Here is a 23,538-nt window from a genome sequence, read left to right as displayed (position 1 = left end):
TTTTTGGCAAATAAAAGTATAGTAAGTTTTTTCCTTGAGGAAACTATCATGCTGCCACGGTTCGCCCGCCTCTCCGCACCATTGCTCGGCCTGCTCCTGCTGGCTGCCGCCCCCATCGCCAGCGCCGCCATTTATGCCGAACGGGGCTTTGGAGAAAAGGATGGCAATGGCAGCATCGCATCCGACCTGAACCCGGCCGGCCTGGTGGCCGGCATCATCATGGAAGAAGAAGGACGGCGCCGCGCCGTGACGTACCAGCACGGCCGCATCCGCGAGCTGGGCACCCTGGGCGGCGATGAAGGTTTTACCAAGGCCATCAATATGCATGGCGTGGTGGTGGGGTCGGCGCAGACGCCAGCCGGCGCCTGGCACGCCTTCCGCTACGACGCGGCGGGCGGCATGCGCGACCTGGGCACCCTGGGCGGCACCAGCAGCTATGCCACGGCCATCGCGCGCGACGGCCAGGTGGCCGGCTATGCCGATACGAGCGGCGGCGATTTCCACGCCTTCGTGACGAAAGCGGACCACAGCCTGCAAGACCTGGGCACCCTGGGCGGCGCCAGCAGCTATGCCAGCGGCCTGAACAGCCATGGCGTGGCGGTGGGCACGGCCCAGCGCGGCGATGGCTACCGCCGCGCCTTCGTCTACCGGCCCGGCGCGGGCATGCAGGAAATCGGCACCCTGCCCGGCGGACGCATCAGCTCGGCCACCGCCATCAATGACGCGGGCCTGATCGTGGGCGCCTCGGAAACGGCAAAGCGCCGCTGGCACGCGTTTGCCTGGGACGGCAAGCGCATGCTCGACCTGGGCGCCATGATCGGCCAGGGCGACAGCTACGCCACGGCCGTCAACGCGGCCGGACACGTCGTCGGCAGCGTCAACATCAACGGCTTTGAACCGATGACCTTTGTCTACAAGGAAGGCGTGATGACGGTGCGCCGCCGCGACGACGGCCTGTACCTGACCAACAAGATCACGGACGCTGGCCTGGTGGTGGGCGCCATCTACACGGGGCATAAATTCCAGGCCTTTGCCGTACCGTCGCAAGCATCGCCGGCGCCGCCGCGCCGCAACCCGCTGGACTGGTTCTTCCTGACCGTCATCGCCGCCGCCTGCGGCGCGGCCGCGTTCCGCGCGCGCCAGCACTTGCGCGCCGGCCTGCTGGGACAGCGCCGGCATTTGCTGTAAATCAATACGGGTACGGACGAAAAAAAAGAGGCTTGCGCCTCTTTTTTTATTGCCTGCTGACCGCTTAGTTTTGCGTCAGGAAAGTTTTGAGTTTATCCGAACGCGAAGGCTGGCGCAGCTTGCTCATGGCTTTCGCTTCGATCTGGCGGATGCGCTCGCGCGTCACGTCGAACTGCTTGCCCACTTCTTCCAGCGTGTGGTCGTTCGACATTTCCACGCCGTAACGCATGCGCAGCACCTTCGCTTCACGCGGCGTCAGCGAGTCCAGCACTTCCTTGATCACGTTGCGCATCGATGCGTGCAGCGCGGCGTCCAGCGGCGCCAGCGTCGTGTTGTCTTCGATGAAGTCGCCCAGTTGCGAATCGCCGTCTTCGCCCATCGGCGTTTCCATGGAAATCGGTTCTTTCGCGATCTTCATGATTTCGCGCACCTTGTTTTCCGGCATTTCCATCTTGACGGCCAGGGTCGCCAGGTCCGGCTCGCTGCCCGTCTCCTGCATGATCTGGCGCGAGATGCGGTTCATCTTGTTGATCGTTTCGATCATGTGCACCGGCACGCGGATGGTGCGGGCCATGTCGGCGATCGAACGCGTAATCGCCTGGCGGATCCACCAGGTGGCGTAGGTCGAGAACTTGTAGCCGCGGCGGTATTCGAATTTATCGACGGCCTTCAGCAGACCGATGTTGCCTTCCTGGATCAAATCGAGGAATTGCAAGCCGCGGTTGATGTATTTCTTGGCGATCGAAATCACCAGACGCAAGTTGGCGACCGTCATTTCGCGTTTCGCGTGACGCGCGCGCTTTTCGCCGGCAGCCATCTGCTTGTTGATCTTGCGCAAGTCCGCCAGCGGCAGGGCCACGCGCGCTTGCAGGTCGATCATCTTCTTTTGCAGTTCCTTGACGGCAGGCACGTTGCGGCTGAGGATGGCGCTGTACGGATACTTGCAATCGACTTCGCGGTCGACCCATTCCAGGTCGCATTCATTGCCCGGGAATACTTTGATGAAGTGGGCGCGCGGCATGCCGCATTTGTTCACGCACAGTTCCAGCACGGCGCGCTCGATGTGGCGCACTTCTTCCATCTGGCCGCGCAAGGTGTCGCACAGCTTTTCCACGACCTTGGCCGTGAAGCGGATACCCAGCAATTCCTGCGAAATGGCTTCCTGCGCCTTGATGTAGGCTTTCGAGTTGTAACCCTCGGGCGCCTTGCGCATCTTGTCGTACTGCGTCGAAATGACGTTGAATTTCTCCAACGCATTCTTTTTCAGCTGAGCCAGTTGCTCGCTGGAGAAACCGGCCGCGCCGCCATTGGCGTCGCCGTCTTCTTCCTCGGCTTCTTCTTCCTCTTCCTCGTCGTCACCGCTGGCGGCGACGGGCGCGGCGGCAGCGGCAGGCGCCGGGGCATTGCTTTCGTTCAAATCGACAAAGCCATCGACCACTTCATCGACCTTGATTTCGTCGCGCGCGATCTTCTGCGACAGGGCGACGATTTCGCCGATGGTGGTCGGGCAGGCGGAAATGGCCTGGATCATGTCCTTCAGGCCGCCTTCGATGCGCTTGGCGATCTCGATCTCGCCTTCGCGCGTCAGCAGCGCCACGGCGCCCATTTCACGCATGTACATGCGCACGGGGTCGGTGGTGCGGCCGAAGTCGGAGTCGACGGTGGACAAGGCGGTCGCGGCAGCCGCTTCCACTTCATCGTCGCTGGTGACGGTGGCGACGTTGTCGGTCAACAACAGGCTTTCCGCGTCAGGGGCGCGCTCGTAGACGGCGATGCCCATGTCGTTGAAGGTGGCGATGATGCCTTCGATCGCTTCCGGATCGATGATGTTTTCCGGCAATTGGTCATTGATCTCGGCATAGGTGAGGAAACCGCGTTCCTTGCCCATGTTGATCAAGCCGGTGATCTGCTTGCGGCGGCGTTCCAGGTCCGCTGCCGAGGCTTCCGGATCGCCGAGCGCGTCCGCCAGGCCGCCCTTGGCCTTGCGGTCGCGCGCTTTCGACACGGCCTTCAGTTCGGCGCGTTCGACGGCGTTCAGTGCTGCCACTTCATCGTTTTCCGGCGTGAATTCGCTCGGCTTGCGGCCGCGGCGGCCCGGCACCTTGACGGTCGGCAAGAAGTAATTCGAGGTATCGATGGCGGCCAGGGCATCGGCGTCCGTGGTCTTGCTGACCACTTGCGCGCCGGTGATGATGGTTACGGGCGCCGCTTCTGGCTTGGCACGCACGACTTTCGAACGGGCTGCCGTCACCACTTTGTTCGTGGCGGCGCTTTCGCTGACCTTGCGCGGCGCGGCCGGGGCCTTGGCGCCGGGGGCGATCTTCACGCTCGGCGTCTTGACCGGTGCGGCGTCGGCCACTTCGGTCACTTCGGCAACGGCTTCGACAGCCGCCGCTGGCGCTTCGGCAGCCGGCTCGGCCGGCGGCACGGCAGCCAGGCGCGAGCGGCTTTTCTTCACCACGGTGACGACGGTCGGCGCCGTCGTGACGGTGGCTTCCGGATTCGCTTGCGCATTATCGATGAAGTAAGATAAAGTCGTTTTGGGTACGGCAAGTGGTGCCGCAGCTGGGCGTGGCGCCTTGGCGGACAACGTTAAAGTTTTTGGCGTATTCTTCATGAGATATCTCTTAATGCGAGACCAGATGGTGTCGGCGCGAAGTGAATGATTCCACCTAAGCCTGCGAAACCGGACTCGATGGAGCGTATTGTTGCGGCTGCCGTCAAGGGCAGCGGCGCCTGTCTATCGGGACGTTCAAAGCCCGCGCATCCAGCGGCGGCGGGGCCGAAGCCGGGTCAGATAAATAAGCGATGTACATTGCGGAATGAAAAAAAGCCCGTACCAGAACGGGCTTGAATCTATTGTTGTTCAGTGAAGACACAGCGGAGAGCAAGATTATGCACGAAGGCCAGTTATCTGGATAATTGATAAGCAAAATATCTGATATCAAAAATGTCAATAATGATGACCCTGCACCGCACTGCTCCTATCCCCTGCACACCTGAGCCAGACCGTCAAATACGGGGTCCAGTCATCAGCGCAAGCCGACATTATACACATTTCCCGCATTTCGCGCTGCGTCCGCTGTAGGGCGGACCCGCTTGTTACAGCGCAAGTTGCCAAAAAAGACAATGCACTTGCCTGTGGCGCGTGCTATGCTCCCCTTTTATAGCCCAACCAATGATGTCGATGACCAGCTCCACGCCAGACCAGCAAGCCACCACTCCTGACACGCCAGTCGATGCAGCCCCAGCGGCGGCACCGGCCGCAGCGACGACCACGCCGGCGCCTGCCGGCCTGACCGCGCGCGCGCTGCTCAAGCAGTTCCAGGAGCAATTCCCGCCATTCCGCGATTGCCTGCCCTTGTCGATCGGTATCGACAAGCAGATCCTGGCGCGCCTGCCGGACCTGGACCGCAAGCTGATGCGCACGGCGCTGGGCATCCACACGGGTTCGCTGCGCTACCTGCGCGTGATGGAAAAAGCCAAGATCCGCTACGACCTCGACGGCACTGCCGGCGCGGAAGTGACGCAAACGCACCGCGACCACGCCACGCAAGTCTTGCAGCAACGCTTCAAGAAGGAAGCCGAGCGCAAGAAAGCCGAGCGCGACGCGGCCGCCGCCGAAGAAGCGAACCGCTTGCGCCTGGAAAAACTGAATCAGCTGACCGCGAAATTCTCGCGCAAAGGCTGATCCGGTTTCATGGACACAGCTGCCGCACCGCCACTGCCCCCCTATCAAGGCATCGCCCTCGACCACGTCAGGCTGGTACGCACCAGCGATGAGGCGAAAGCGGCCATGGCTGCCCTGCTGGCAGCGGACGCCATCGGCTTCGATACGGAATCGAAGCCGACGTTTGTGAAGGGCGAGTCCTCCACGGGACCGCATCTGATCCAGCTGGCCACCGACGACATCGCCTACCTGTTCCAGGTAGGCAGCACGCCGGCGCCGGCCCTGGCCGAACTGAAAGCCATCCTCGAGTCGACCACCACCCTGAAGGTGGGTTTTGGCCTGTCCGACGACGTCAAGCGCCTGCGCAACAAGCTCGGTATCGCGCCGGCCCAGGTGCTCGACCTGTCCGTCGCCCTGCGCGGCGGCCAGCGCAACGACCTGGGCGCGAAGACGGCCGTGGCCAAGTTCTTCGGCCTGCACCTGCAGAAATCGAAAAAGATCTCCACCACCAACTGGGCCACCTCGCGCCTGACGGAAAAGCAGATCCTGTACGCGGCCGACGATGCGCAAGTGGCCCTGCGCGTGTACCGCCGCTGGATCGCCGACGGCGGCAAGGTCGCACCGCAAAAGCCCCCGCGCGCCAGCATGCCGCCGGCCCCGCCGCCGGTCGCCGCCTGAGCCGGACGCCTTCCCGCAAGGTGAGCAGGAACAAGTCCATCGGCACCACGCTTGACGCGATCGCCGCCGCCGAACAGGCGCTGGGGCGATCGCTGCCTGCCTCCTACGCGCAATGGTTATTGGTCAACAATGGCCGCGCGCTGGGCGCCTTGAGCATATTTCCCGTCTACGACGCGGCCAATGCGCGCAAGACGTGGGAATCGATAGCGCGCCATTACGAGACGAGCTGGCAGGAATGGCTGGAGAATACGGGCGCGAACGGCAACGAGGCCAGCGCCCTGCTGCCCTTTGCCCAGTTCGGCACGGGCGATTACTATTGTTTTGATTATGCGCAAACGGGACCCACGGGCGAGCCGGTGGTCGTGCTGTGGTCGCACGAGACAGGGGCAGCCACCGCGGTGGCGCCCGACTTTGCGTCATTCCTGACACTGCCCGGCCGCCCGGGATAAAACCCGGCGGCCGGCGCCAGCTTATTTGACGGGACGCCAGGTCAGCGGATAGCGATAGACGACGCCATTGCTGGCCTTGACGGCGGCAATGATGGAAAACACCAGATTGCCCAGCGCCACCAGCCAGAACATGAAGATGCCGATGATGACGAAAGTCAGGATGAAGCAGACGATGTACCAGAGGATCAGGGTGATCTGGAAATTGAGCGCTTCGCGGGCATTCTCGGCGGAGAACTTATCCGCATCATCCTTCTTGATCAAGTAAATGATCAGCGGCGCCACCCAGCTGGTGAACAGGCCGCCAATATGGGACAGAATGGCAATCGTCGTATCTTGCGTACGACCCACTTCCGGCTGCGTGTTATCCATTATCATTCCCATCATTAGTTATAGATACATCAATATAACAGTAATATTTCTTTTTGGAATGAAACACTTGCTGCCGCAAGGGATTTTTTTTCATGTGCCGCGTGCCGCCGCCAGCGCCAGCCGTCCCAGGGTCGCGATGGCCGCTTCCAGCTGCGGGCTCCACGGGTGGCCGTAATTGAGACGGATGCAGTGGCGAAACGCGCGCGTGGCGGAAAAGATGGGGCCGGGCGCGATGCTGATGCCGGCCGCCAGCGCGCTGCGGTGCAAGGCCAGCGCATCGATGCCCACCGGCATCTCCACCCAGACGAAATAGCCGCCCTGCGGCCGCGTCACCCGCGTGCCGGGAGGAAAATGCACGGCAATCGCTTGCAGCATGGTGTTTTGCTGCGCCGCCAGGGTCAGGCGCAGCTGGCGCAGATGCCGGTCGTAGCCGCCCTGCGCCAGGTAATCGGCCAAGGCCATCTGCAGCGGGATCGGCGCCGACAGGCTCGTGGTCAGCTTCAGGCGCTCGACCTGGCGCGCGTAGCGGCCCGCCACGGCCCAGCCCAGCCGGAAACCGGGCGCCAGGGTCTTGGAAAACGAGCTGCAATGCATGACGAGGCCCGCGCTGTCGTGGCTTTTCGTCAAGCCCGGGCGCTGCTTGCCGAAATACAGCTCGCCATACACGTCATCCTCGATCAGCGGCACGCCATGGCGCGCCAGCAGTTCGACCAGCACGCGCTTCTTTTCCGGCGGCATCAGGCTGCCCAGCGGATTCTGAAAACTCGTCATCAGCCAGCACGCCTTGGGCTGGTGCCGCTGCAGCAATTCCTCGAGCGCGGCCAGGTCGACGCCGTCACGGGGGCTGGTGGCAATTTCCACCGCCTTGAGTTCCAGCCGCTCCAGCGCCTGCAGGCAGGCATAGAAGCTGGGCGACTCGATCAGCACCGTGTCGCCGGGCCGCGTGACGGCTTGCAGGCACAGGTTCAGCGCTTCCAGCGCGCCGTTCGTGATGACGATGTCGTCGCTGGAAACGGGCGCGCCGCCCTGCTGGTAGCGCAGGGCGATCTGGCGGCGCAGCTCGGCATTGCCCAAGGATAAATCCGTGACGGTGCTCCACGGGTCCAGACGGCGCATGCTGGCCGACACGGCCCGCGCCAGCCGCTCCATCGGGAACAGGTGCGGGCTGGGAAACGCGGAGCCGAAGGGCACGATATCGCGCGCGCCCACGGCGCCCAGCACCTCGAACACGAGGTCGCTGACATCGACGGTGGTGCTGGCGTCGAGCGGGTGGGAACTGTCCGGCTCGGGGGCCAGCGCGGCGCGCTGCGGCGCCACGTAATAGCCGGAGCGGGGGCGCGAGACGATCATGCCGCGCGCTTCGAGCAAATAATACGCCTGGAACACCGTCGACGGACTCACGCCCCTGCGCGCATGCTGCTGGCGCACGGAGGGTAACTTGTCGCCAGGCAGCAGCAGCTGCGTGGCTATCATGGCGGCGACTTCTTCCGCCAATTCCTCATATCGTTTCAACCCTGCTCCTCAAACTGATCCGTAGTTTTATTGCACAACTGATCCTGTCACAGTAACAGCACCCGGTATATGCTAGGGTAACAACATCCGGGCAGCAACACCGGCACGCCATACGAGACAGGTTCCTTTCCCATGCGACTTTCCATGCTACTGCATTCCCCTCCCGTGCTGGTGCTGGCCCTGGCTATCGCCCTGCCCGCCATGGCCGCGCCCGCCCCGCTGCCGGCTGGCCACGACAGCCTGGAACAGCGCATCAAGGCGTGCACGGCCTGCCATGCGCCGAAGGAACGCCACGACGCCTTCTTTCCCCGCATCGCCGGCAAACCTGCCGGTTACCTGTACAACCAGCTGCTGAACTTTCGCGAGGGACGGCGCCAGTATCCGATGATGAACTATATGGTCGAACACTTGCCCGACGATTACCTGCGCGAAATCGCCGAGTATTTTGCGGCGCAGCACCCTGCCCCGCCGCCGGCCCAGCCCAGCAGCGCCGGCACGGCGGCCCTGGAACGCGGCAAGCAGCTGGTGCTGCAAGGCGATGCCGGCAAGAAGATTCCCGCCTGCATCGCCTGCCATGGCGAGAAGCTGGCCGGCGTGGCGCCCACCATCCCCGGCTTGCTGGGCTTGCCGCGCGACTATATCAACGCCCAGCTGGGCGCCTGGAAGAACGGCATCCGCCGCGCCCACGCGCCCGACTGCATGGCGCAAGTGGCGCAGCGCCTGTCCGACGCGGACGTGGGCGCCGTCTCGGCCTGGCTCGGCACGCAGGTGGCCAGCGCCGACGCGCGCCCCGCCAGCAGCATCGCCCTGCCCTTGCCCCTGCATTGCGGCGGCGTGCCGGGCTCCAGCGCGCAGGTGGCGCCATGAAAAAATGGATGATCGCGGCCGGCCTGGTACTGGTCGCCGGCGGCAGCGCCAAGTTCCTGCTGTACCCGGACGACGACATGGGCCCGCCCGCCGTCGCCAGCACCCTGAGCCAGGAACAGCTGGTCGCGCGCGGCGCCTACCTGGCCAAGGCGGGCGACTGCATGGCCTGCCACACGACGCGCGGCGGCGTACCGTACGCGGGCGGACGGGCCTTGCAGACGCCGTTCGGCAAGGTACTCTCGCCCAACATCACGGCCGACAAGGAAACGGGCATCGGCAGCTGGACGGCCGACGATTTCTGGCGCGCCATCCACAACGGCAAGTCGAAAGACGGCCGCCTGCTGTATCCGGCCTTTCCCTACACCAGCTACACCAAGGTGCAGCGCGAGGACAGCGACGCCCTGTATGCGTATTTCCAGAGCGTGCCGCCGCACAAACAGACGAACGCGCCGCACGCGCTGCGCTTCCCCTACAACCAGCAGATCGCGCTGGCTGCCTGGCGCGCCTTGTATTTCAAGCCGGGCGTGTATCAGCCGCTGACGGGCAACAGCATGGAATGGAACCGTGGCGCCTACCTGGTGCAGGGCCTGGGCCACTGCAGTGCCTGCCATAGCAGCCGCACCACCCTGGGCGGCAGCGACGACGGCCTGTCAGGCGGCCTGATCCCCGTGTTGGGCTGGTATGCGCCGTCGCTGACGTCGGACGCGGAAGCGGGCCTGGGCGACTGGGACACGGCGCATATCGTGGAATTGCTGCAAACGGGCGTCTCGCCGCGCGCCACCGTCTTCGGCCCCATGGCCGAGGTGGTGCGGCAAAGCTTGCAGCACATGAGCGGCGCCGACGTGCAGGCGATGGCCGTGTACCTGAAAAGCCTGCCCGGCCCCGCCCAAGCGGTCAAGCGGACGCCGCGCGACACGTCGGAGCAAGCCCGGCAGCAACTGGCGCTGGGCGCGAAACTGTATGAAGCGCAATGCGCGAGCTGCCACCAGGCCGACGGCAAGGGCGTGCCGCCCGGCTACCCGCCGCTGGCCGGCAACCGCGCGCTGACGACCGTTTCGGCCGTGAACGCCATCCGCCTCGTGCTCAACGGCGGCTTCGCACCCGGGACAAAAGGCAACCCGCGTCCCTACGGCATGCCGCCGTTCGGCCCCGTCATGGATGACGCCGAAGTGGCCGCCGTGGTCACGTATCTGCGCGCGTCGTGGGGCAATGATGCGCCGGCGGTGTCGGCGCTGGAGGTAAACAAGTACCGCAGCGTGCCGCTGGAGTAGCGCCGTTTGACGATTATCTCAAATTGAGATAATCCGTACATCACGATATCACTTCGTCACGGCATCGCTTTGACATATGCGCATCGTCGCCAACAAGGCTTTGATGGATTTCGCCAGAAAACACCCCCTGGCGGGCGAACCCATGCAAGCGTGGCGCAAGATCATCGAATCGCGGCCGTTTGCCAATTTCGCCGTGCTGAAGTCGACATTTAACGCCACCGATCGCGTCGGTGATTACTATGTTTTTAATATCGGCGGCAACAAGTACCGGATCATCGCCGCGATTCACTTTAATCGCCAGCTGCTATTCATCCGGGAAGTATTGACGCATAAGGAGGATGACGCATGGCAACCCTGATGCATCGTGAAATGATTACGGAAATCACTGTCCACTATCAAGCCCTGTCCAAGCTCGTTCCTCTGCAGGCAATTCCTGATGCGGCCGCTTATGAACAGGCTGTCAGCGTATTGCATCATCTGTTGGATGCCGGGGCGGCTGATGAACAGCATCCGCTGGCCGGTCTGGTTGACAGTATCGGCCGGCTGATCGGCGACTACGATCAGGAGCATTTTCCGCCTGCCGCCATCTCGCCTGCCGCGACACTGCGCCTGTTGATGGAACAGCATGCGCTGACGCAATCCGACCTGCCGGAAATTGGCACCCAGGGCGTCGTCTCTGAAATACTCAGCAGCAAGCGAGCATTGAATGTGCGGCAGATCAAGGCCCTGACACAACGGTTCAATGTTCCCGCCAGTGTGTTCATGGCGTAAGCCAATAAAAAAACCGGCCAGCGCCGGTTTTTTCACGTCAAGCAGCTGTTCTCAGCGAAACTTGCTCTTGTGCCCCGTTTTGAGGTCCAGCGCATAGCGCACGCCGTTGTCCGTCAGCATGACTTCATCGGGCGGTTCCTCACCGGCCAGGGCGCCGTCGATCAGGGGCAAGCCTTCGCCCTTGCGCATCAGGTCATCGCAGCGCTCATACACGTTGACGCAGCCCGTGGACGCCATCAGCGATTGCACGATGGCCACTTTCCACGCGTCGACGCCGCCGGCGTTGAATTCGCAGATCAGATAGCCTTGCACGCCGCCAAACAGTTGCACTACCAGGCCGGGCAAGCCCTCGTCCTCGCCCTTGATCAGGGTCAGCAGCTGGTTGTCGCCTGCCTTTTTGATGGCTGGCAGTTTTTTCTCGATGGCGGCCTTGACCCTGCGCTTGATCAGCGCGTGGTCGACCGGTTCGTCTTCCTTGAAGCTCCAGATGCGCGCGCGGATCTGCGACTTCGAATTGTAGGCGGCGCGGGCAATGAATTGTTTCGAAGAACTCTGCACGATGGCCGTCGAGCCGGGCTTCATTTTTTCCTGCGGCTTGCCTTCGACTTTTTCAATCGCGGACGCGTAAATCCACGATTGGCCCAGCAAGCTCTTTTCCTTGCCCTGTTTGATGGTGATGATCAGCATGTAATTCCAGTAGTGTGAGCGGCGCGTGCCCCTCGTCGTATGTCCAATACCGGCATGATACCTCATGCCATCCTGTCGCATCCTCCTGCATTCCATGCCGCTGCCGGCGCAGTCTGTCGCAGCGCGCTACGCAGGCGCGGCCGGCTGGCATACCATGCATGCAGTCCAATTCAAAACAGGGAGCAAGAATGACACAGCCACTTTTCCACCGCCGCCGCGCCAGCGCCGCGACCGCCCTGCTGCTGGCCGCCTGCGCGCTGGCCATCCCGGCCGCGCCGGCGCTGGCGTCGCCGCTCGACTGGATTTCCAGCAACAGCATCCAGGGCAGCGGCAAGCTGCAAAAGCAGACGCGCGAAGTGGGCAGTTTCCATGCCGTGGCGCTGAACGTGCCGGGCACGGTCGAACTGCGCATCGGCAACACGGACAGCGTCACCATCGAAGCCGACGACAATATCCTACCGCTGATCGACACGGCCGTGGAAAACGGCACCCTGCGCATCCGCCCCGCCAAGCGCAACGCCAGCTTCCGCCAGAGCAGCCTGACCATCGTCATCCAGGCGCGCCAGGTGGAGCGCGTCAGCGTGGGCGGCTCGGGCAACATCACGGCAACGGGCTTGCGCGCCGAGAATCTGCGCTTCGACGTGGGCGGCTCCGGCTCCATCAACGCGCGCGACCTCGACAGCCGCCAGGTGTCCATCGCCATCGGCGGCAGCGGCAGCTTCAAGGCCAGCGGCAAGACGGAGCAGCTGACGGCCTCGATCGGCGGCTCGGGCAACATCCAGGCAGGCCGCCTGGCCGCGCGCGAGGTCCAGGTAAGCATCGGCGGCTCGGGCGAGGCGCAAGTGTGGGCCAAGGATGACTTGACCATCAGCATCGGCGGCTCGGGCGAAGTGAGCTACTACGGCGACCCGCGCATCAGCCGCAGCATGCAGCGTTCGAGCAGCATCAAGCGCCTGGGCAGCGCGCCGAATTGATCAATCACAATGCAAAAAGCCCGGAGCGATCCGGGCTTTGTGCATTTCAGACAGCCAACATCAGCGTGCCGGCTTCACCGGTTCGCGGTCGATCAGCACCGTGTTGACACTGTCCGTCAGCCAGATCTGGCCATCCTGGATCGTGCATTGCAGTTGCATGCTGCGCTGCGCCAGCTTGCTCATGTCTTGCGCCGCCTCGGATGGCAGGTTGATCACGGTCAGGTTCTTCGCCCGTTCCAATTTATTGGCGATCTGCTTCCACCAGATGTGGCTGGTTGCGCCGTAGCTGTAGACGATGACCTGCTCCGAACGACCGCAGGCCTTCAGGATGCGCTTTTCATCCGGCTGGCCCACTTCGATCCACAGCTGGATGGCGCCCGTCAAGTCCTTCTGCCACAGGTCGGGCTCTTCCGTATCGAACAGGCCCTTGGTGAAGGTCAGCGCCTCGTCGGCGTGGATGGCGAACGCCAGCAGGCGCACCATCATGCGCTCGTCCGTTTCGGACGGGTGGCGCGCCAGGGTCAGCGCGTGATCCTGGTAGTAGTTGCGGTCCATGTCGGCGATCTGCAGATCGGCTTTGAAAATTGTTGCTTTGAGGGCCATCGTGTTTCTGTCTCGGTAAAGTGAATAGTGAAGTCGGTATCAGCGGAAAACCACCGTCTTGTCGCCATTTTTCAGGATGCGGTGCTCGACGAACCATTTCACGGCGCGCGCCAGCACCACGCACTCGACGTCGCGGCCGATGGCCGTCAGGGTTTCCGCATCCATCGCATGGTCGACGCGCTCGACGTCCTGCTCGATGATCGGGCCTTCGTCCAGGTCGCCCGTGACGAAATGGGCCGTCGCGCCGATCAGCTTGACGCCGCGGTGATGCGCCTGCGCATACGGCTTGGCGCCCTTGAAGCTGGGCAGGAAGGAATGGTGGATATTGATGGCGCGGCCGTCGAGCGCCTGGCACAGGCCGGGCGACAGGATCTGCATGTAGCGCGCCAGCACCACCAGGTCGATCTTGTGCGTGTCCATCAGTTCGATGATCTTCGCTTCCTGCGCCAGCTTGGCCGCTTCCGGCGCGCCGGCCGCCAGCGGCAGGTGGTGGAAGGGAATATTGTAGCTGGCCGCCAGCTGGTAGAACTCCATGTGGTTCGACACGATGGCGGGGATTTCCACGTTCAGCAAGCCGCTCTTGTAGCGGAACAGCAAATCGTTGAGGCAATGGCCGATCTTCGACACCATCAGCATGACGCGCGGCTTGACGCGCGCATCGTGCAGTTGGCCATGGAATTGGCCATTGAGCTGCATGACTTGCGACAAGTCGGCGAAGTCATTGCGCAACTGGGCGTCGCTGACGGCGCCGTCTTCCAAGGCGAAATGCACGCGCATGAAGAACAGCTGGGATTCCTGGTCGCCGAACTGGGCGGAATCGAGGATGTTGCAGCCGTGATCGGCCAGGAAGCCGGAGACGCGGTGCACGATGCCGCGCTGGTCCAGGCAGGACAGGGTCAGGATGTATTCGGGATGCGTCATGGTCGCGGAATAAGGCAAAAAAATTAGGGCTATGCTCGACTCAGCCACGCGCGCCGGCCATCGGCTGCGCTGCCGCGAGCCGGCTATTGTCGCACGGCCGGGCCTGTAAACCTGCATTTTCCGCACAAGCAACATGGCTGCCGGTGGCGCCAAGCCGATTGACGTTCATTTGATCTAGCGCAAAGTCATCGTATTTTTCCACCTGCCGGGCCCCATTCTCGCGCCAAACCGGTACCTGGCGTGGAACCTGGCACGCCATCCGGCGTCTATCTCTTTGCTTGTTTCACCATACGCCGCATCCGGTGCACCGGATGTTTTCTGGATCAGCTTTTCATTGAGGTAGAACATGTTCACAAACAGTATTTTCCCCAGTCTCAGCCCCGCCCTGAAGTCCCATCTCGAGGCCCAGTGCAATTTCGCCACGGAACTATCGCGCAAGATGTTCGATACGGCGCAGCAATTGAGCGAGCTGCATCTGCGGCTGGCGCAAGACTTGCTGCAGGAGTGGAGCAATGCCAGCCAGCGACTGCTGGGCGCGCGCGACACGGGCGAGTTCATGTCGCTGGCCGCTGGCCAGTTGCAGCCAAGCAGCAACAAGCTGCACCAATACCAGCAGCAGCTCGGCAATCTGGTCGCCAACGCCAATGTCGAGATGAACCGCACGGCAGAGAACCACCTGCCCGAAACGAGCCGCACGGCCGTGGCCTTCGCTGACGAAGTGGTGCGCAAGACGGCCGAGGAAACGGAAAAAGCCACGCAGCGCCAGCGTGAAATGATCGAAAAAATGCACGCCACGGGCCACCGCGACGGCGCGGGCCGCAGCCACGATACCAGCAGGCAATCCGATCAGGCGCATTGAGCGCCTGCACAGACCACTTGACCCCCACTCGACAGCAAGGAGAGCGACATGGCTAGCAATCAAGGTAATGAACAGGGCAAAGGCGCTGGCAGCAGCCAGAAAGCCAGCGAATCGGGCAGCGCCAAAGGCACGAGCAAGCGCGGTTTCGCCGCCATGAACGAGGAGCAGCAACGCGAAATTGCCAGCAAGGGCGGCCAGGCAGCCCATCAAAAGGGCACGGCGCATGAATTCGACTCGGAAGAAGCACGCCGAGCCGGGCAGAAAGGCGGTGAAGCCGTCAGCCGCAACCGCGAACACATGGCGGAAATCGGCCGGAAAGGCGGCGAAAGCCGGCAATCGGCCCAGCGCGCCAATGAAAGCCGCAGCGGCACGGCGGCGCGCAGCGGCGGCAGCGAGCAGGGCCGCACCGGCCGGCAGGGCGGCAAGGACGAGGACGACAAGGGCTGACCGGCAGGCACGGGGCTTGGCGGCCCCGTGCAAGGGCCGGCGCAGCGCGGGGCGCGGCGGTATGGTACATTCTCGCCTTACCGACACATCCGCGCCCCGCCCCGCCCTTCCCCGCATGCAGCCATCCCTGAAATACCTGAGCGCCTATTCCGAACAAACGCAAGCGCAAGTGCAGCAACTGATCGCACAGGACAAGCTGGGCGACGTCCTGTTAAAACGCTATCCGAACGCGCACGATGTGCGCAACGACAAATCGCTGTACCAGTATGTGCAGGACTTGAAGAATGAATTCCTGCGCAATGCCGAGCCCATCAACAAAGTGGCGTTCGACAGCAAGATCCACGTGATCCAGCATGCGCTGGGCTTGCATACCTCGATCTCGCGCGTGCAGGGAGGCAAGCTCAAGGCCAAGCATGAAATCCGCGTGGCCACCATGTTCAAGGAAGTGCCGCTGGAATTCCTGCGCATGATCGCCGTGCACGAACTGGCGCACGTGAAGGAAAAGCAGCACGACAAGGCCTTCTACAAGCTGTGCACCTATATGGAACCGCAATACCACCAGTACGAATTCGACGTGCGCCTGTACCTGACCCAGCTCGACCTGTCAGGCCAGCGCCTCTGGTCATGACATCCTGGTCATGACATCCACGTAAAAATGCCGCCCGGCATACACTGGGCGGCATTTTTATTGATGCGCCGGCATCGCCGGCGTCATGATCCGGCTCAGGCGGCGTTCTTGCGGCGAAGCATGAAGCCCAGCAAGCCCAGTCCGCCCAGCAGCATGCCGTAGGTGGCCGGTTCCGGCACGGCGCTCACGCTGGCGGCGATATTATCGACCTGGAAGGTGTGCAAGGCGCCCTCTTTCCACGAGGCCGACAGCAGATTGCTGAAACCCGTAAACGTGTAATCGGCAAAGGTGTGGCCGCCGCCGAGGCTGAAGGTCTGGGTCACCGTGCTGCCGCCCACCTGGTGGCCGACGAACGTCACGTCAAAGGAACCGGGCAAGCTCACGAAGTCGGCCAGGCTGATCGAGCTCAGCGAGAAAGCGGCGCCATCGGCACGGCTCAGGGTCGTCGTCGACAGGGGCGTCGCGCCGAGACCGGCCGAGCCGGCATAGGCGAGGCTGTCCTGGTGTGCCGAGCTCAGCAAGCCTAACCAGCTGCTGTCGAAGTTGTAGCCGCCTTCGGAATAGGATTTGAAGAAGGAAGCAAAGTGGCCGGGTTGTTCCAGCGCATCGAAGGTGATCGTGGTGCTTTGTGCCTGCGCACCAGCGGAGGCAGCGAGAATGGCGGCGACAGCGGTCGCTCGCAAGAGGGTCATAGATTTCAAAATAGCATCCTTTCGAGATGATGAAGTAGCGTGGCTGTGGCAACTTGAAACGGATCGGCACCTTTTTTTGGGAGTCTGTACTACGCTCGTCGGTGTCCGAAATTCCTAACTTTTGAACCCTGCCAGTAGACCACAGCCATGCTTAAAAAGCATCTTCATTTTCAAAAAAACATGCTAACAGTGCAATATTATGGCTATATTTTTATTAATGAAGTCGCCAAGCCCGATCAGTTTTCCCGTGCGGAAATAAAAAAGCCATGCAGTGCTCAGTGCATGGCTCTCTTCAAGCGACAGGAAAAGTGTTGACCGGCAAAGACCGCACTGCCAGGCAACAACGGCGTTACGGCGCACACTCCTTCAGGCGCTGCACCAGCGCGGCAGGATCGGCGTCGGCATTCAGGAACGCCGCGTGCTGCGGGCGGATAAAGCCCTGCTCCTTGCCGTTTTGCACGAAAGCGATCAAACCGTCATAAAAACGGTCGACATTGAGCAAGCCGATGGGCTTGGCATGCAAGCCCAGCTGGGCCCAGGTCAGCATCTCGAACAGCTCTTCCAGCGTGCCATAGCCGCCGGGCATGGCGATGAAGGCATCGGACAGGCTGGCCATCATCGCCTTGCGCTCATGCATATCCTTCACGATGAACTGGCGCGTCAAACCCATGTGCCCCACTTCGCGCTCCACCAGCTGGGTGGGAATCACGCCCGTCACCTCGCCGCCCAGGCGCAGCACTTCATCGGCGATCACGCCCATCAGGCCCACCTTGCCGCCGCCGTACACGAGCGAGATATTTTCCGCCACCAGCACGCGCGCCAGTTCGCGCGCCGCCACCGCATAGTCCGGCGAGACGCCCGCATTGGCGCCGCAATACACACATAAAGCCTTGATCACAGTAATCCTACCCTTTCAATTCATCGATCGCCGCCTCGACCTCGAGGCGTTCCTTGGCGTCCAGTGCCACGCACTCGGCCGCCTTTTCATACAGTGCCAGCGCTTCCGCCAGCTTTTTCTTCCCGTCGAGCATGTTCAACGCGCGCGCATATTCGCTGTGCGCCAGCGCCGAATATGGTGTCAGGGCCAGCGCCGTCTTGAAGTGCTGGTAGCCGTCTTCCTTGTTGGCGCCGTAGGTCAGGCCGCCGATCATCGCGCCGACCTTGTCGATAATTTCCGTATGATAAATCCCAAACGCGATATGCGCTTCCGCATGCATGGGCGCGATCGTCATCGTGCGGTCCAGGCTGTTGCGCACGCGCGCGCCCATGCCTTGCGCCAGCGCCTTGACGACGGACGTGCCCAGCGCGTAGCGGCCCAGGCTGTAGGCATGCCAGTAGTAGCCGGCCGGATTGTCCGGCTGCTCGCTCTGCTGGCGCTCGCAGCGCTCGGCCACTTCCTCGTACATGTCGAGTTTCTGGCTGTCGTTCACTTCCAGATGCGTGGCATAGATGCAGGTCGCCTTGTGCGCGACCGCATAGCCGGGCACGCCGACGGCCAGGCCCAGCTTCACGGCGCGCTCGAAGTCGCCCGCATGGAAGGCCAGCCAGGCTTGCACCAGCGCCGGGTGGGTGGGAAATGGTTCCACATCGCCCGCATGCAGGCGCGACCAGGCCGCTTCCAGGGTTTGCGGCGTGTAGACATACGCTGCGTCCGGATAGGGGAATTGTTTCCAGGCCATCTCTCTCTCCTGTAAATGACGACGCGGCGCCAGCAGCCGCGTCAGTCGTTCTTGAGTTTGGTCACATACTCTTCCGACAGTTTGCGAAACAGCAAATGCGTTTCATTGCGCAAATAGGGGCCGATCAGGGACAGCACCTGGTAGCAGCCGCGCGCCAATGCATCGGACATCGATTGCTGCTCGCTGTACTTGCGCGGATTGCGCACGTACTCGTACGACAGCCAGTAGGTGGCAACGACCACCATATTCGTCGCCATGGCAGCCACTTCCATGTCCGATGCCTCGAGCGACTGTTCGCTGCGCAAATCTTCGCACAGCTGCGTGGCCACCTTGATCTTGTGCGCCAGGATCAGTTTGAAGTGCAATTCCAGCTTGCGGTTGCGCGACAACAAATCATTGAGGTCGCGATAGAAAAAGCGGTAGCGCCAAATCAGTTCGAACATCAGGTGCAGGTACAGCCAGACGTCCTCGATATTCGAGCGGCGCCCGTCAGGCACGGTCAGGATGCGTTCGATTTCCGCCTCGAACTGGACGAAGATCGAGTTGACGATGTCGTCCTTGTTACGGAAGTGGTAATACAGGTTTCCCGGCGAAATGTTCATCTCTTCCGCAATCACGGTCGTCGTGATATTCGGCTCACCAAACTCATTGAACAGGCGCAGCGACAACTCCAGGATGCGTTCGCGGGTACGGCGTGGTGCTTTTTGTAGCATGGCGGGCAATCTCTCTGTGTTCTGCCTCAAGCATACCACCTAAGATAGCCGTAATGAAACACTCCGCCCCACGGCACCGGCGAATAAGGCAGGCAAAAAAAAGCCTGCTCGCGCAGGCTGGAGGAATGCTGCGCCGGCTCAGGCCGGCGGCGCTTTTTTCTTCGCCGCCGGCCTGGCGGCGGGCTTGCTCACGGGCTTGGCTGCGGCGCGCGGCGCCGCCCTGGCTGTCGTCCTGGCCGCCGGCTTGGCCGGCGCCTTGGCGACGGCCGCTTTCGCTGCGGCTTTCGGTGCGGCCTTCGGTGCCGTTTTCGGCGCCGCCTTCGCGGCAGGCTTGTTGGCCACGGCCTTCGGCTTGGCCGCCGGCGCGGCCTTGCCCGGCAGCGCCGCCACCTGCGCGCTTAAGGCATCGATCCTGGCGTGCAGCGCGGCGATGTCGTGTTGCATGGGCACGCCGATGGTGGCCAGCGCCCGCGCCACGCGCTCTTCAAACACCTGTTCCAGCTTGTCCCAGGAACCGCTGGCCTGCTTGCCCACGCCATCGGCCAGCTTGCTGACGCTGCCGCTGACATCGGCCACCTTGTCTTCGGCGCGCTTCTGGAATTCCGTGCCTTCCTTGACCAGCTTGGAAAACACGCGTCCGCCCTCTTCCTGCGCCTTGGCGAAGGCGCCCAGGCCCGCTTGCCAGATCTGCTGCGCGGACGAGCGCACGGCGCTCGCCAATTCCGTGTCTTCCGCCAGTTCCTTCAATTTCTTCACCATCGCCAGCTCCCGTCATGTGAAAGGCCATGCCACTTCATGGATATTTTTATTCTAGTGAGCAAAACTAGAGACGGGAGTCTAATTCGCCGGAAAACTGCTTCCCAAGGTGCGCCAGCACACACGGCGGCCCGTGGACTGCGCCGCCAGCGCCTAGGCCGCCGCCTTCACCGGGCCATGCAGCAGCTTGTGCAGGCGGAAGCCTTCGCGGATATTCTCGCGCAGCACGGCGCCTTTCCACGGCTTGGTATAGAAGCGGTCGACGGCGCCGCGGTTGATGGCCGCCATGATGGGCGTCAGGTCCGCAAAGGCCGACAGCATGATGCGGAAGGTGTCGGGGCACAGGTGCTTGACCCGCTCCATGAATTCGGTGCCGCTCATGAGCGGCATGCACTGGTCGCACAGGATCACCTGCACCTTGTGGCGCGCCAGGATGTCGAAGCCCTCGGCGGCCGTCTGCGCCGTCAGGATGCGGTAGCCGTCCTGCGCCAGGAAGTCGCTGAGCACGTCGAGCATGAAGACATCGTCGTCGACGATCAGCAAGGTTTGCTGCTCCTCGCCGCCATCATCCTGCGGCGCCTGCAGCAGTTTGCCGCCCATCAGCATCTGCTCGAACTCTTCCTGCGGCACGGGGCGGCTGAAATAATAGCCCTGCATCTCGTCGCAGCCGTGGCGCCGCAGATAGGCCAGCTGCGCATCGTTTTCCACGCCTTCGGCGATCACGTCCAGTTTCATGCTGTGCGCCATGCTGATGATGGCCAGCACGATGGCCGCGTCGTCCGGGTTGCTGGTCACTTCGCGCACGAAGGCGATGTCGATCTTCAGCTTGTCGATGGGGAAGCGCTTCAGGTAGGCCAGGCTGGAATAGCCGGTGCCGAAATCGTCGATCGATATCTGGATGCCCAGCGCCTTGAGGTTGCGCAGCACGGCGATGGTTTCCTCGGCATTCGACATCAGCGAGCTTTCCGTCAGCTCCAGCTCCAGCAGGTCGGGCGCGATATCGTGCTTGCGGATGGCCTTGAGCACCTCTTCTTCCAGGCCGCCGACGAAGAACTGGATGCCCGAGACGTTCACCGACAGGTGCACGGGGCCGATGCTGCTGGCGCCCCATTCGCTGATCTTCTTGCAGGCCTCGTCGAGCACCCAGTTACCGACGCGCACGATGAGCCCCGTCTCTTCCAGCAGGGGGATGAACAGGGCCGGCGACACCATGCCGTGGCCGGGACGGCGCCAGCGTATCAGGGCCTCGGCGCCGCTGATGCGCCCCGAGATGATATTCACCTTGGGCTGGAAGAACAGCACGAATTCCTCGTTATCGATGGCACGCCGCAGGGCATTTTCCATGTCCAGCCGCGCCATCGACTGCGCGTTCATTTCCGCCGTGAAGAAGCGAAAGGCGTCGCGGCCCGCCTCCTTGGCGCGGTACATGGCCGTGTCGGCATATTGGATCAGAGTGTCCGCATCGGCCGCGTCATCGGGGAACACGGAAATGCCGATGCTGACCGTCACCGTCACCTCGTGGCCCTGCAGGTCGAAGGGCTTGCGCATCGCCTCGCGGATCTTGTCGACCACGCCCACGGCATGCTGGGCGCCTTCGGGCAGCAGCAGGATGGTGGCAAATTCATCGCCGCCAAAACGGCCAATGGTATCGCGCACGCGCAGGCAATCGACGAGACGGCTGGAAAACTGGCGCAGCAGGTCGTCGCCGATGGTGTGGCCCAGGGTATCGTTGACATTCTTAAAGCGGTCGATATCCATGAACAGCACGGCCACGGCCCACTGGTGTTCGGCCGCCTGGGCCAGCGAATGGGTCAGCGAGGCGTAGAACTGGCTGCGGTTCGGCAGCCCGGTCAGGGTGTCGAAATGGGCCAGCTTCATCAGGCGCTGTTCGGCATCCTTGCGCTCGGTGATGTCGCGCGCGACGGCCACCAGGATCCAGCTCTGCCCCGAGCGCAGGGTGCGCCGCTGCACTTCCACCGACAGTGGCGAGCCATCCTTGCGCTGCAGCTGCAATTCCGCCATCGGGCCGCCCTGGTCGCCGGCCAGCAGCTTGTTGTACAGCTCTTCCAGCTGGGCTTCGCCCTCGTGCTCGCGGCCCGGTCCCACGCGCAGGAAATCCTCGCGCTCGAAACCGAGCATGCGGCAAGCCGTCTGGTTGACGTCGACAAAGCACATGCCGGCGCGATCGACGAGGAAAATCGCGTCGGCCGTGGCGTCCATCGCCAGGCGGAAGCGGCGCAAGTCTTCATCGAGGCGGATGCGCGCCGCCATGTCCAGGGTCAGCTGCTCGTGGTGGCGCTTGATTTCATCGTACAGCAGCAGGTTGTCGTAGGCGACGGCGATCTGCGCCGCCACCGTTGCGGCGACCCGCTCGTCGACTTCGGAAAATTCATTCGCCCCCAGCTTGTCGACCAGATACAGCCAGCCGTGGCTGCGCTCGCGCGAAGCGATGGCCACGCCCAGGAAGGAATGCACGGGAGGATGCGTGTCGGGCAGGCCCAGCGCGCCGGGGTCGCCCTTCAAGCCATTGACCCGGTAGGGCTGGCGCTGTTCCAGCAAGCGGTTCAGGATGCCCGTGCGCGGCGTGCTGGCGATGCGCTCGAGGTTCTTCTCGGCGCCGCACGAGGAAAAATAGCTGAGCTTTTCGGCGCCCTCTTCCAGCACGCCGATGCAGGCGTACTTGGAGACGCAGATATTCTGCGCCACCTTGCAGCCCGCCTCGATCAGGGCGCGCGGATCGCGTTCGGCGCCCAGCTCGATGCCCAGCTCGATCAGGGCCGTCAGGCGCAGGCTCACCGCCTGCAGGCTGGACAGCGAGCGCGACAGGCGCTCCGTCATGACGCCCAGGTCTTCGGGGATGGCGGCATGGCCCTCGCGCTGGCTGGCCAGTTGCGAAATCTGCTGGCTGCTCGATTCGAGTTCGTCGAGGTAGCCGCTGACCTGGTGTTCGATGCCGGCCAGCTTGCCCGTGGCGGGAGGCGCCGCAGCGCCGCCGGCGCCCGGCGCGGCCGGCACCTGGGCCGCCGGCGGCATCAGTCCCAGCGCCTCGTTGACGGTGCGCACGATGACCTCGGGATCGGACGGCTTGGGCAGCACCCAGCGCACGCCGCAGGCCTGCGCCAGCAGGATCGCTTCCTGCTCGCGGTAGGTGGCCGTATAAAAGATGATGGGCACGTCAGTCAGCGCGGGATCGGCATGCACGCGCGTGACGAATTCGTAGCCGTCCATGTTCGGCATGAGGATGTCGGAGATGATCAGGTCCGGCCGCTCGGTGCGCAGGATTTCCAGCGCGTCGGCGCCGTTGGCCGCCTCCAGCAGCCGGTGGCCGCCGTAGCCCAGCAGCGCGGTCAGGAACTCGCGGTTCAGTACATGATCATCGACGATCAGGATGGTGGCTATGTCGTTTTTAACTGGCGTCGACGGCGCCCCGGGTAAAAAAGACTCCAGCTCCGCGACGAACAGGTCGGGCTCGATCGGCTTGCCGATGTAGCCATTGAAGCCCGCTTCGAGCAGGCGTTCGCGGTCGCCCACCATGGCCAGCGCCGTCACGGCCAGGGCCGGGATCTTGCGCAGCTGCGGGTCTTTCTTCAGCTCCGCCACCACGCCATAGCCATCGAGCTTGGGCAAATGCACGTCGCAGATGATCAAGTCCGGCAATTCGCTGCGCGCCATGCGCACACCCTCTTCGCCGTCGTAGGCGGCCAGCGGCGTGTACCCGAAGGCGCGCAGCAAGTACACCATCAATTCCATATTGGTGGCGTTATCTTCGATAATCAGGATACGTGCGGACAATTAGCGCCCCCA

General features: G+C 62.9%; 24 protein-coding genes. 12 read left to right on the top strand and 12 right to left on the bottom strand.

The window, feature by feature from the left end:
• Nucleotides 1–48 precede the first annotated feature (48 nt).
• Nucleotides 49–1,188 carry an HAF repeat-containing protein gene (locus ACQ4WQ_RS24615; protein ID WP_436500684.1) on the top strand — a complete coding sequence of 380 codons (1,140 nt, stop codon included), beginning with the start codon at nucleotides 49–51 and terminating at the stop codon, nucleotides 1,186–1,188.
• Nucleotides 1,189–1,252: 64 nt separating this feature from the next.
• Here the strand turns inward: ACQ4WQ_RS24615 and rpoD are convergent, their stop codons facing one another.
• Complete coding sequence (gene rpoD, locus ACQ4WQ_RS24610) at nucleotides 1,253–3,805, bottom strand: RNA polymerase sigma factor RpoD (RefSeq protein ID WP_436500682.1); 2,553 nt, start codon at nucleotides 3,803–3,805, stop codon at nucleotides 1,253–1,255.
• Between the two features lie 570 nt (nucleotides 3,806–4,375).
• Between rpoD and ACQ4WQ_RS24605 the strand changes: the two genes are divergently transcribed.
• Genes ACQ4WQ_RS24605 through ACQ4WQ_RS24595 form a run of 3 tightly spaced genes read left to right on the top strand, consistent with a single transcriptional unit; the run spans nucleotide 4,376 to nucleotide 5,985 of the window.
• Nucleotides 4,376–4,879 carry a ProQ/FINO family protein gene (locus ACQ4WQ_RS24605; protein ID WP_326457241.1) on the top strand — a complete coding sequence of 168 codons (504 nt, stop codon included), beginning with the start codon at nucleotides 4,376–4,378 and terminating at the stop codon, nucleotides 4,877–4,879.
• A 9-nt stretch (nucleotides 4,880–4,888) separates the two neighbouring features.
• Nucleotides 4,889–5,536, top strand: a complete 648-nt coding sequence (locus ACQ4WQ_RS24600) for a 3'-5' exonuclease (protein WP_436500680.1) — start codon at nucleotides 4,889–4,891, stop codon at nucleotides 5,534–5,536.
• 20 nt (nucleotides 5,537–5,556) lie between these two features.
• Nucleotides 5,557–5,985 carry an SMI1/KNR4 family protein gene (locus tag ACQ4WQ_RS24595; RefSeq protein ID WP_436500678.1) on the top strand — a complete coding sequence of 143 codons (429 nt, stop codon included), beginning with the start codon at nucleotides 5,557–5,559 and terminating at the stop codon, nucleotides 5,983–5,985.
• Between the two features lie 21 nt (nucleotides 5,986–6,006).
• On the opposite strand, the gene ACQ4WQ_RS24590 is transcribed toward ACQ4WQ_RS24595, so the two are convergent.
• Together ACQ4WQ_RS24590 and ACQ4WQ_RS24585 are read right to left on the bottom strand one after the other, a co-directional pair.
• A complete protein-coding gene (locus ACQ4WQ_RS24590; protein WP_326457244.1) occupies nucleotides 6,007–6,354 on the bottom strand; it encodes a DUF4870 domain-containing protein in 348 nt (115 codons plus the stop codon).
• A gap of 90 nt (nucleotides 6,355–6,444) precedes the next feature.
• Complete coding sequence (locus ACQ4WQ_RS24585) at nucleotides 6,445–7,866, bottom strand: aminotransferase-like domain-containing protein (RefSeq protein WP_436500675.1); 1,422 nt, start codon at nucleotides 7,864–7,866, stop codon at nucleotides 6,445–6,447.
• Between the two features lie 144 nt (nucleotides 7,867–8,010).
• Between ACQ4WQ_RS24585 and ACQ4WQ_RS24580 the strand changes: the two genes are divergently transcribed.
• The 4 genes from ACQ4WQ_RS24580 to ACQ4WQ_RS24565 all read left to right on the top strand — a co-directional run bounded on the left by ACQ4WQ_RS24580 (nucleotide 8,011) and on the right by ACQ4WQ_RS24565 (nucleotide 10,775).
• On the top strand, nucleotides 8,011–8,733 hold the full coding sequence (locus ACQ4WQ_RS24580; RefSeq protein ID WP_436500673.1) for a c-type cytochrome: 723 nt from the start codon (nucleotides 8,011–8,013) through the stop codon (nucleotides 8,731–8,733).
• Nucleotides 8,730–10,004: a c-type cytochrome gene (locus ACQ4WQ_RS24575; protein ID WP_436500671.1), complete on the top strand. Its 1,275-nt coding sequence runs from the start codon at nucleotides 8,730–8,732 to the stop codon at nucleotides 10,002–10,004. Before ACQ4WQ_RS24580 ends, ACQ4WQ_RS24575 begins: the two co-directional genes overlap by 4 nt.
• 76 nt (nucleotides 10,005–10,080) lie before the next feature.
• Nucleotides 10,081–10,362 (top strand): type II toxin-antitoxin system HigB family toxin, encoded by a 282-nt coding sequence (locus ACQ4WQ_RS24570; RefSeq protein WP_436500669.1) that lies wholly within the window; start codon nucleotides 10,081–10,083, stop codon nucleotides 10,360–10,362.
• Nucleotides 10,350–10,775: a helix-turn-helix domain-containing protein gene (locus ACQ4WQ_RS24565; protein WP_326457249.1), complete on the top strand. Its 426-nt coding sequence runs from the start codon at nucleotides 10,350–10,352 to the stop codon at nucleotides 10,773–10,775. Before ACQ4WQ_RS24570 ends, ACQ4WQ_RS24565 begins: the two co-directional genes overlap by 13 nt.
• A gap of 51 nt (nucleotides 10,776–10,826) precedes the next feature.
• Here ACQ4WQ_RS24565 and ACQ4WQ_RS24560 read toward each other — a convergent pair whose 3' ends face one another.
• Nucleotides 10,827–11,462: a class I SAM-dependent rRNA methyltransferase gene (locus tag ACQ4WQ_RS24560; RefSeq protein ID WP_436500667.1), complete on the bottom strand. Its 636-nt coding sequence runs from the start codon at nucleotides 11,460–11,462 to the stop codon at nucleotides 10,827–10,829.
• Between the two features lie 188 nt (nucleotides 11,463–11,650).
• Between ACQ4WQ_RS24560 and ACQ4WQ_RS24555 the strand changes: the two genes are divergently transcribed.
• The gene (locus ACQ4WQ_RS24555; protein ID WP_326457251.1) at nucleotides 11,651–12,436 is read left to right on the top strand and encodes a head GIN domain-containing protein; all 786 of its coding nucleotides are present in this window, start codon (nucleotides 11,651–11,653) and stop codon (nucleotides 12,434–12,436) included.
• A gap of 60 nt (nucleotides 12,437–12,496) precedes the next feature.
• Here ACQ4WQ_RS24555 and ACQ4WQ_RS24550 read toward each other — a convergent pair whose 3' ends face one another.
• Both ACQ4WQ_RS24550 and purU read right to left on the bottom strand, forming a co-directional pair.
• Nucleotides 12,497–13,039, bottom strand: a complete 543-nt coding sequence (locus ACQ4WQ_RS24550) for a YaeQ family protein (RefSeq protein ID WP_034786185.1) — start codon at nucleotides 13,037–13,039, stop codon at nucleotides 12,497–12,499.
• Nucleotides 13,040–13,078: 39 nt separating this feature from the next.
• Nucleotides 13,079–13,960: a formyltetrahydrofolate deformylase gene (gene purU, locus ACQ4WQ_RS24545; RefSeq protein ID WP_326457252.1), complete on the bottom strand. Its 882-nt coding sequence runs from the start codon at nucleotides 13,958–13,960 to the stop codon at nucleotides 13,079–13,081.
• A gap of 346 nt (nucleotides 13,961–14,306) precedes the next feature.
• On the opposite strand from purU, the gene ACQ4WQ_RS24540 reads away from it, so the two are divergent.
• From ACQ4WQ_RS24540 to ACQ4WQ_RS24530, 3 genes are all read left to right on the top strand, one after another.
• Nucleotides 14,307–14,819 carry a phasin family protein gene (locus tag ACQ4WQ_RS24540; protein ID WP_326457253.1) on the top strand — a complete coding sequence of 171 codons (513 nt, stop codon included), beginning with the start codon at nucleotides 14,307–14,309 and terminating at the stop codon, nucleotides 14,817–14,819.
• Between the two features lie 48 nt (nucleotides 14,820–14,867).
• Nucleotides 14,868–15,266, top strand: a complete 399-nt coding sequence (locus ACQ4WQ_RS24535; protein ID WP_326457254.1) for a KGG domain-containing protein — start codon at nucleotides 14,868–14,870, stop codon at nucleotides 15,264–15,266.
• Nucleotides 15,267–15,381: 115 nt separating this feature from the next.
• Nucleotides 15,382–15,894, top strand: coding sequence for a YgjP-like metallopeptidase domain-containing protein (locus ACQ4WQ_RS24530; RefSeq protein WP_072456536.1), 513 nt, complete (start codon nucleotides 15,382–15,384; stop codon nucleotides 15,892–15,894).
• Between the two features lie 95 nt (nucleotides 15,895–15,989).
• On the opposite strand, the gene ACQ4WQ_RS24525 is transcribed toward ACQ4WQ_RS24530, so the two are convergent.
• The 6 genes from ACQ4WQ_RS24525 to ACQ4WQ_RS24500 all read right to left on the bottom strand — a co-directional run bounded on the left by ACQ4WQ_RS24525 (nucleotide 15,990) and on the right by ACQ4WQ_RS24500 (nucleotide 23,526).
• Nucleotides 15,990–16,586, bottom strand: a complete 597-nt coding sequence (locus ACQ4WQ_RS24525) for a PEP-CTERM sorting domain-containing protein (RefSeq protein WP_326457255.1) — start codon at nucleotides 16,584–16,586, stop codon at nucleotides 15,990–15,992.
• Nucleotides 16,587–16,935: 349 nt separating this feature from the next.
• Complete coding sequence (locus tag ACQ4WQ_RS24520; RefSeq protein ID WP_046682536.1) at nucleotides 16,936–17,481, bottom strand: LOG family protein; 546 nt, start codon at nucleotides 17,479–17,481, stop codon at nucleotides 16,936–16,938.
• A gap of 10 nt (nucleotides 17,482–17,491) precedes the next feature.
• Complete coding sequence (locus tag ACQ4WQ_RS24515) at nucleotides 17,492–18,265, bottom strand: tetratricopeptide repeat protein (RefSeq protein ID WP_436500663.1); 774 nt, start codon at nucleotides 18,263–18,265, stop codon at nucleotides 17,492–17,494.
• 41 nt (nucleotides 18,266–18,306) lie between these two features.
• Entirely contained in the window at nucleotides 18,307–18,978 is a 672-nt protein-coding gene (locus ACQ4WQ_RS24510) for a TetR/AcrR family transcriptional regulator (RefSeq protein ID WP_034758777.1), read from the bottom strand.
• Nucleotides 18,979–19,116: 138 nt separating this feature from the next.
• Nucleotides 19,117–19,737 (bottom strand): phasin family protein, encoded by a 621-nt coding sequence (locus ACQ4WQ_RS24505; protein WP_436500661.1) that lies wholly within the window; start codon nucleotides 19,735–19,737, stop codon nucleotides 19,117–19,119.
• Nucleotides 19,738–19,887: 150 nt separating this feature from the next.
• The gene (locus tag ACQ4WQ_RS24500; protein ID WP_436500659.1) at nucleotides 19,888–23,526 is read right to left on the bottom strand and encodes an EAL domain-containing protein; all 3,639 of its coding nucleotides are present in this window, start codon (nucleotides 23,524–23,526) and stop codon (nucleotides 19,888–19,890) included.
• Nucleotides 23,527–23,538: the final 12 nt, after the last annotated feature.

The sequence above is a fragment of the Janthinobacterium goodfellowi genome, assembly GCF_051380695.1.
Taxonomy (GTDB): Bacteria; Pseudomonadota; Gammaproteobacteria; order Burkholderiales; family Burkholderiaceae_D; genus Janthinobacterium.
This window is presented reverse-complemented; position numbering and strand designations above follow the sequence as displayed.

Bases quoted from the DNA above. Each gene is read 5' to 3' on its own strand.
- ACQ4WQ_RS24615 (WP_436500684.1), top strand. From the start codon at position 49: ATGCTGCCACGGTTCGCCCGCCTCTCCGCACCATTGCTCGGCCTGCTC.
- rpoD (WP_436500682.1), bottom strand. From the start codon at position 3,805: ATGAAGAATACGCCAAAAACTTTAACGTTGTCCGCCAAGGCGCCACGC.
- ACQ4WQ_RS24605 (WP_326457241.1), top strand. From the start codon at position 4,376: ATGACCAGCTCCACGCCAGACCAGCAAGCCACCACTCCTGACACGCCA.
- ACQ4WQ_RS24600 (WP_436500680.1), top strand. From the start codon at position 4,889: ATGGACACAGCTGCCGCACCGCCACTGCCCCCCTATCAAGGCATCGCC.
- ACQ4WQ_RS24590 (WP_326457244.1), bottom strand. From the start codon at position 6,354: ATGGATAACACGCAGCCGGAAGTGGGTCGTACGCAAGATACGACGATT.
- ACQ4WQ_RS24580 (WP_436500673.1), top strand. From the start codon at position 8,011: ATGCTACTGCATTCCCCTCCCGTGCTGGTGCTGGCCCTGGCTATCGCC.
- ACQ4WQ_RS24575 (WP_436500671.1), top strand. From the start codon at position 8,730: ATGAAAAAATGGATGATCGCGGCCGGCCTGGTACTGGTCGCCGGCGGC.
- ACQ4WQ_RS24570 (WP_436500669.1), top strand. From the start codon at position 10,081: ATGCGCATCGTCGCCAACAAGGCTTTGATGGATTTCGCCAGAAAACAC.
- ACQ4WQ_RS24565 (WP_326457249.1), top strand. From the start codon at position 10,350: ATGGCAACCCTGATGCATCGTGAAATGATTACGGAAATCACTGTCCAC.
- ACQ4WQ_RS24560 (WP_436500667.1), bottom strand. From the start codon at position 11,462: ATGCTGATCATCACCATCAAACAGGGCAAGGAAAAGAGCTTGCTGGGC.
- ACQ4WQ_RS24555 (WP_326457251.1), top strand. From the start codon at position 11,651: ATGACACAGCCACTTTTCCACCGCCGCCGCGCCAGCGCCGCGACCGCC.
- ACQ4WQ_RS24550 (WP_034786185.1), bottom strand. From the start codon at position 13,039: ATGGCCCTCAAAGCAACAATTTTCAAAGCCGATCTGCAGATCGCCGAC.
- purU (WP_326457252.1), bottom strand. From the start codon at position 13,960: ATGACGCATCCCGAATACATCCTGACCCTGTCCTGCCTGGACCAGCGC.
- ACQ4WQ_RS24540 (WP_326457253.1), top strand. From the start codon at position 14,307: ATGTTCACAAACAGTATTTTCCCCAGTCTCAGCCCCGCCCTGAAGTCC.
- ACQ4WQ_RS24535 (WP_326457254.1), top strand. From the start codon at position 14,868: ATGGCTAGCAATCAAGGTAATGAACAGGGCAAAGGCGCTGGCAGCAGC.
- ACQ4WQ_RS24530 (WP_072456536.1), top strand. From the start codon at position 15,382: ATGCAGCCATCCCTGAAATACCTGAGCGCCTATTCCGAACAAACGCAA.
- ACQ4WQ_RS24525 (WP_326457255.1), bottom strand. From the start codon at position 16,586: ATGACCCTCTTGCGAGCGACCGCTGTCGCCGCCATTCTCGCTGCCTCC.
- ACQ4WQ_RS24515 (WP_436500663.1), bottom strand. From the start codon at position 18,265: ATGGCCTGGAAACAATTCCCCTATCCGGACGCAGCGTATGTCTACACG.
- ACQ4WQ_RS24510 (WP_034758777.1), bottom strand. From the start codon at position 18,978: ATGCTACAAAAAGCACCACGCCGTACCCGCGAACGCATCCTGGAGTTG.
- ACQ4WQ_RS24505 (WP_436500661.1), bottom strand. From the start codon at position 19,737: ATGGTGAAGAAATTGAAGGAACTGGCGGAAGACACGGAATTGGCGAGC.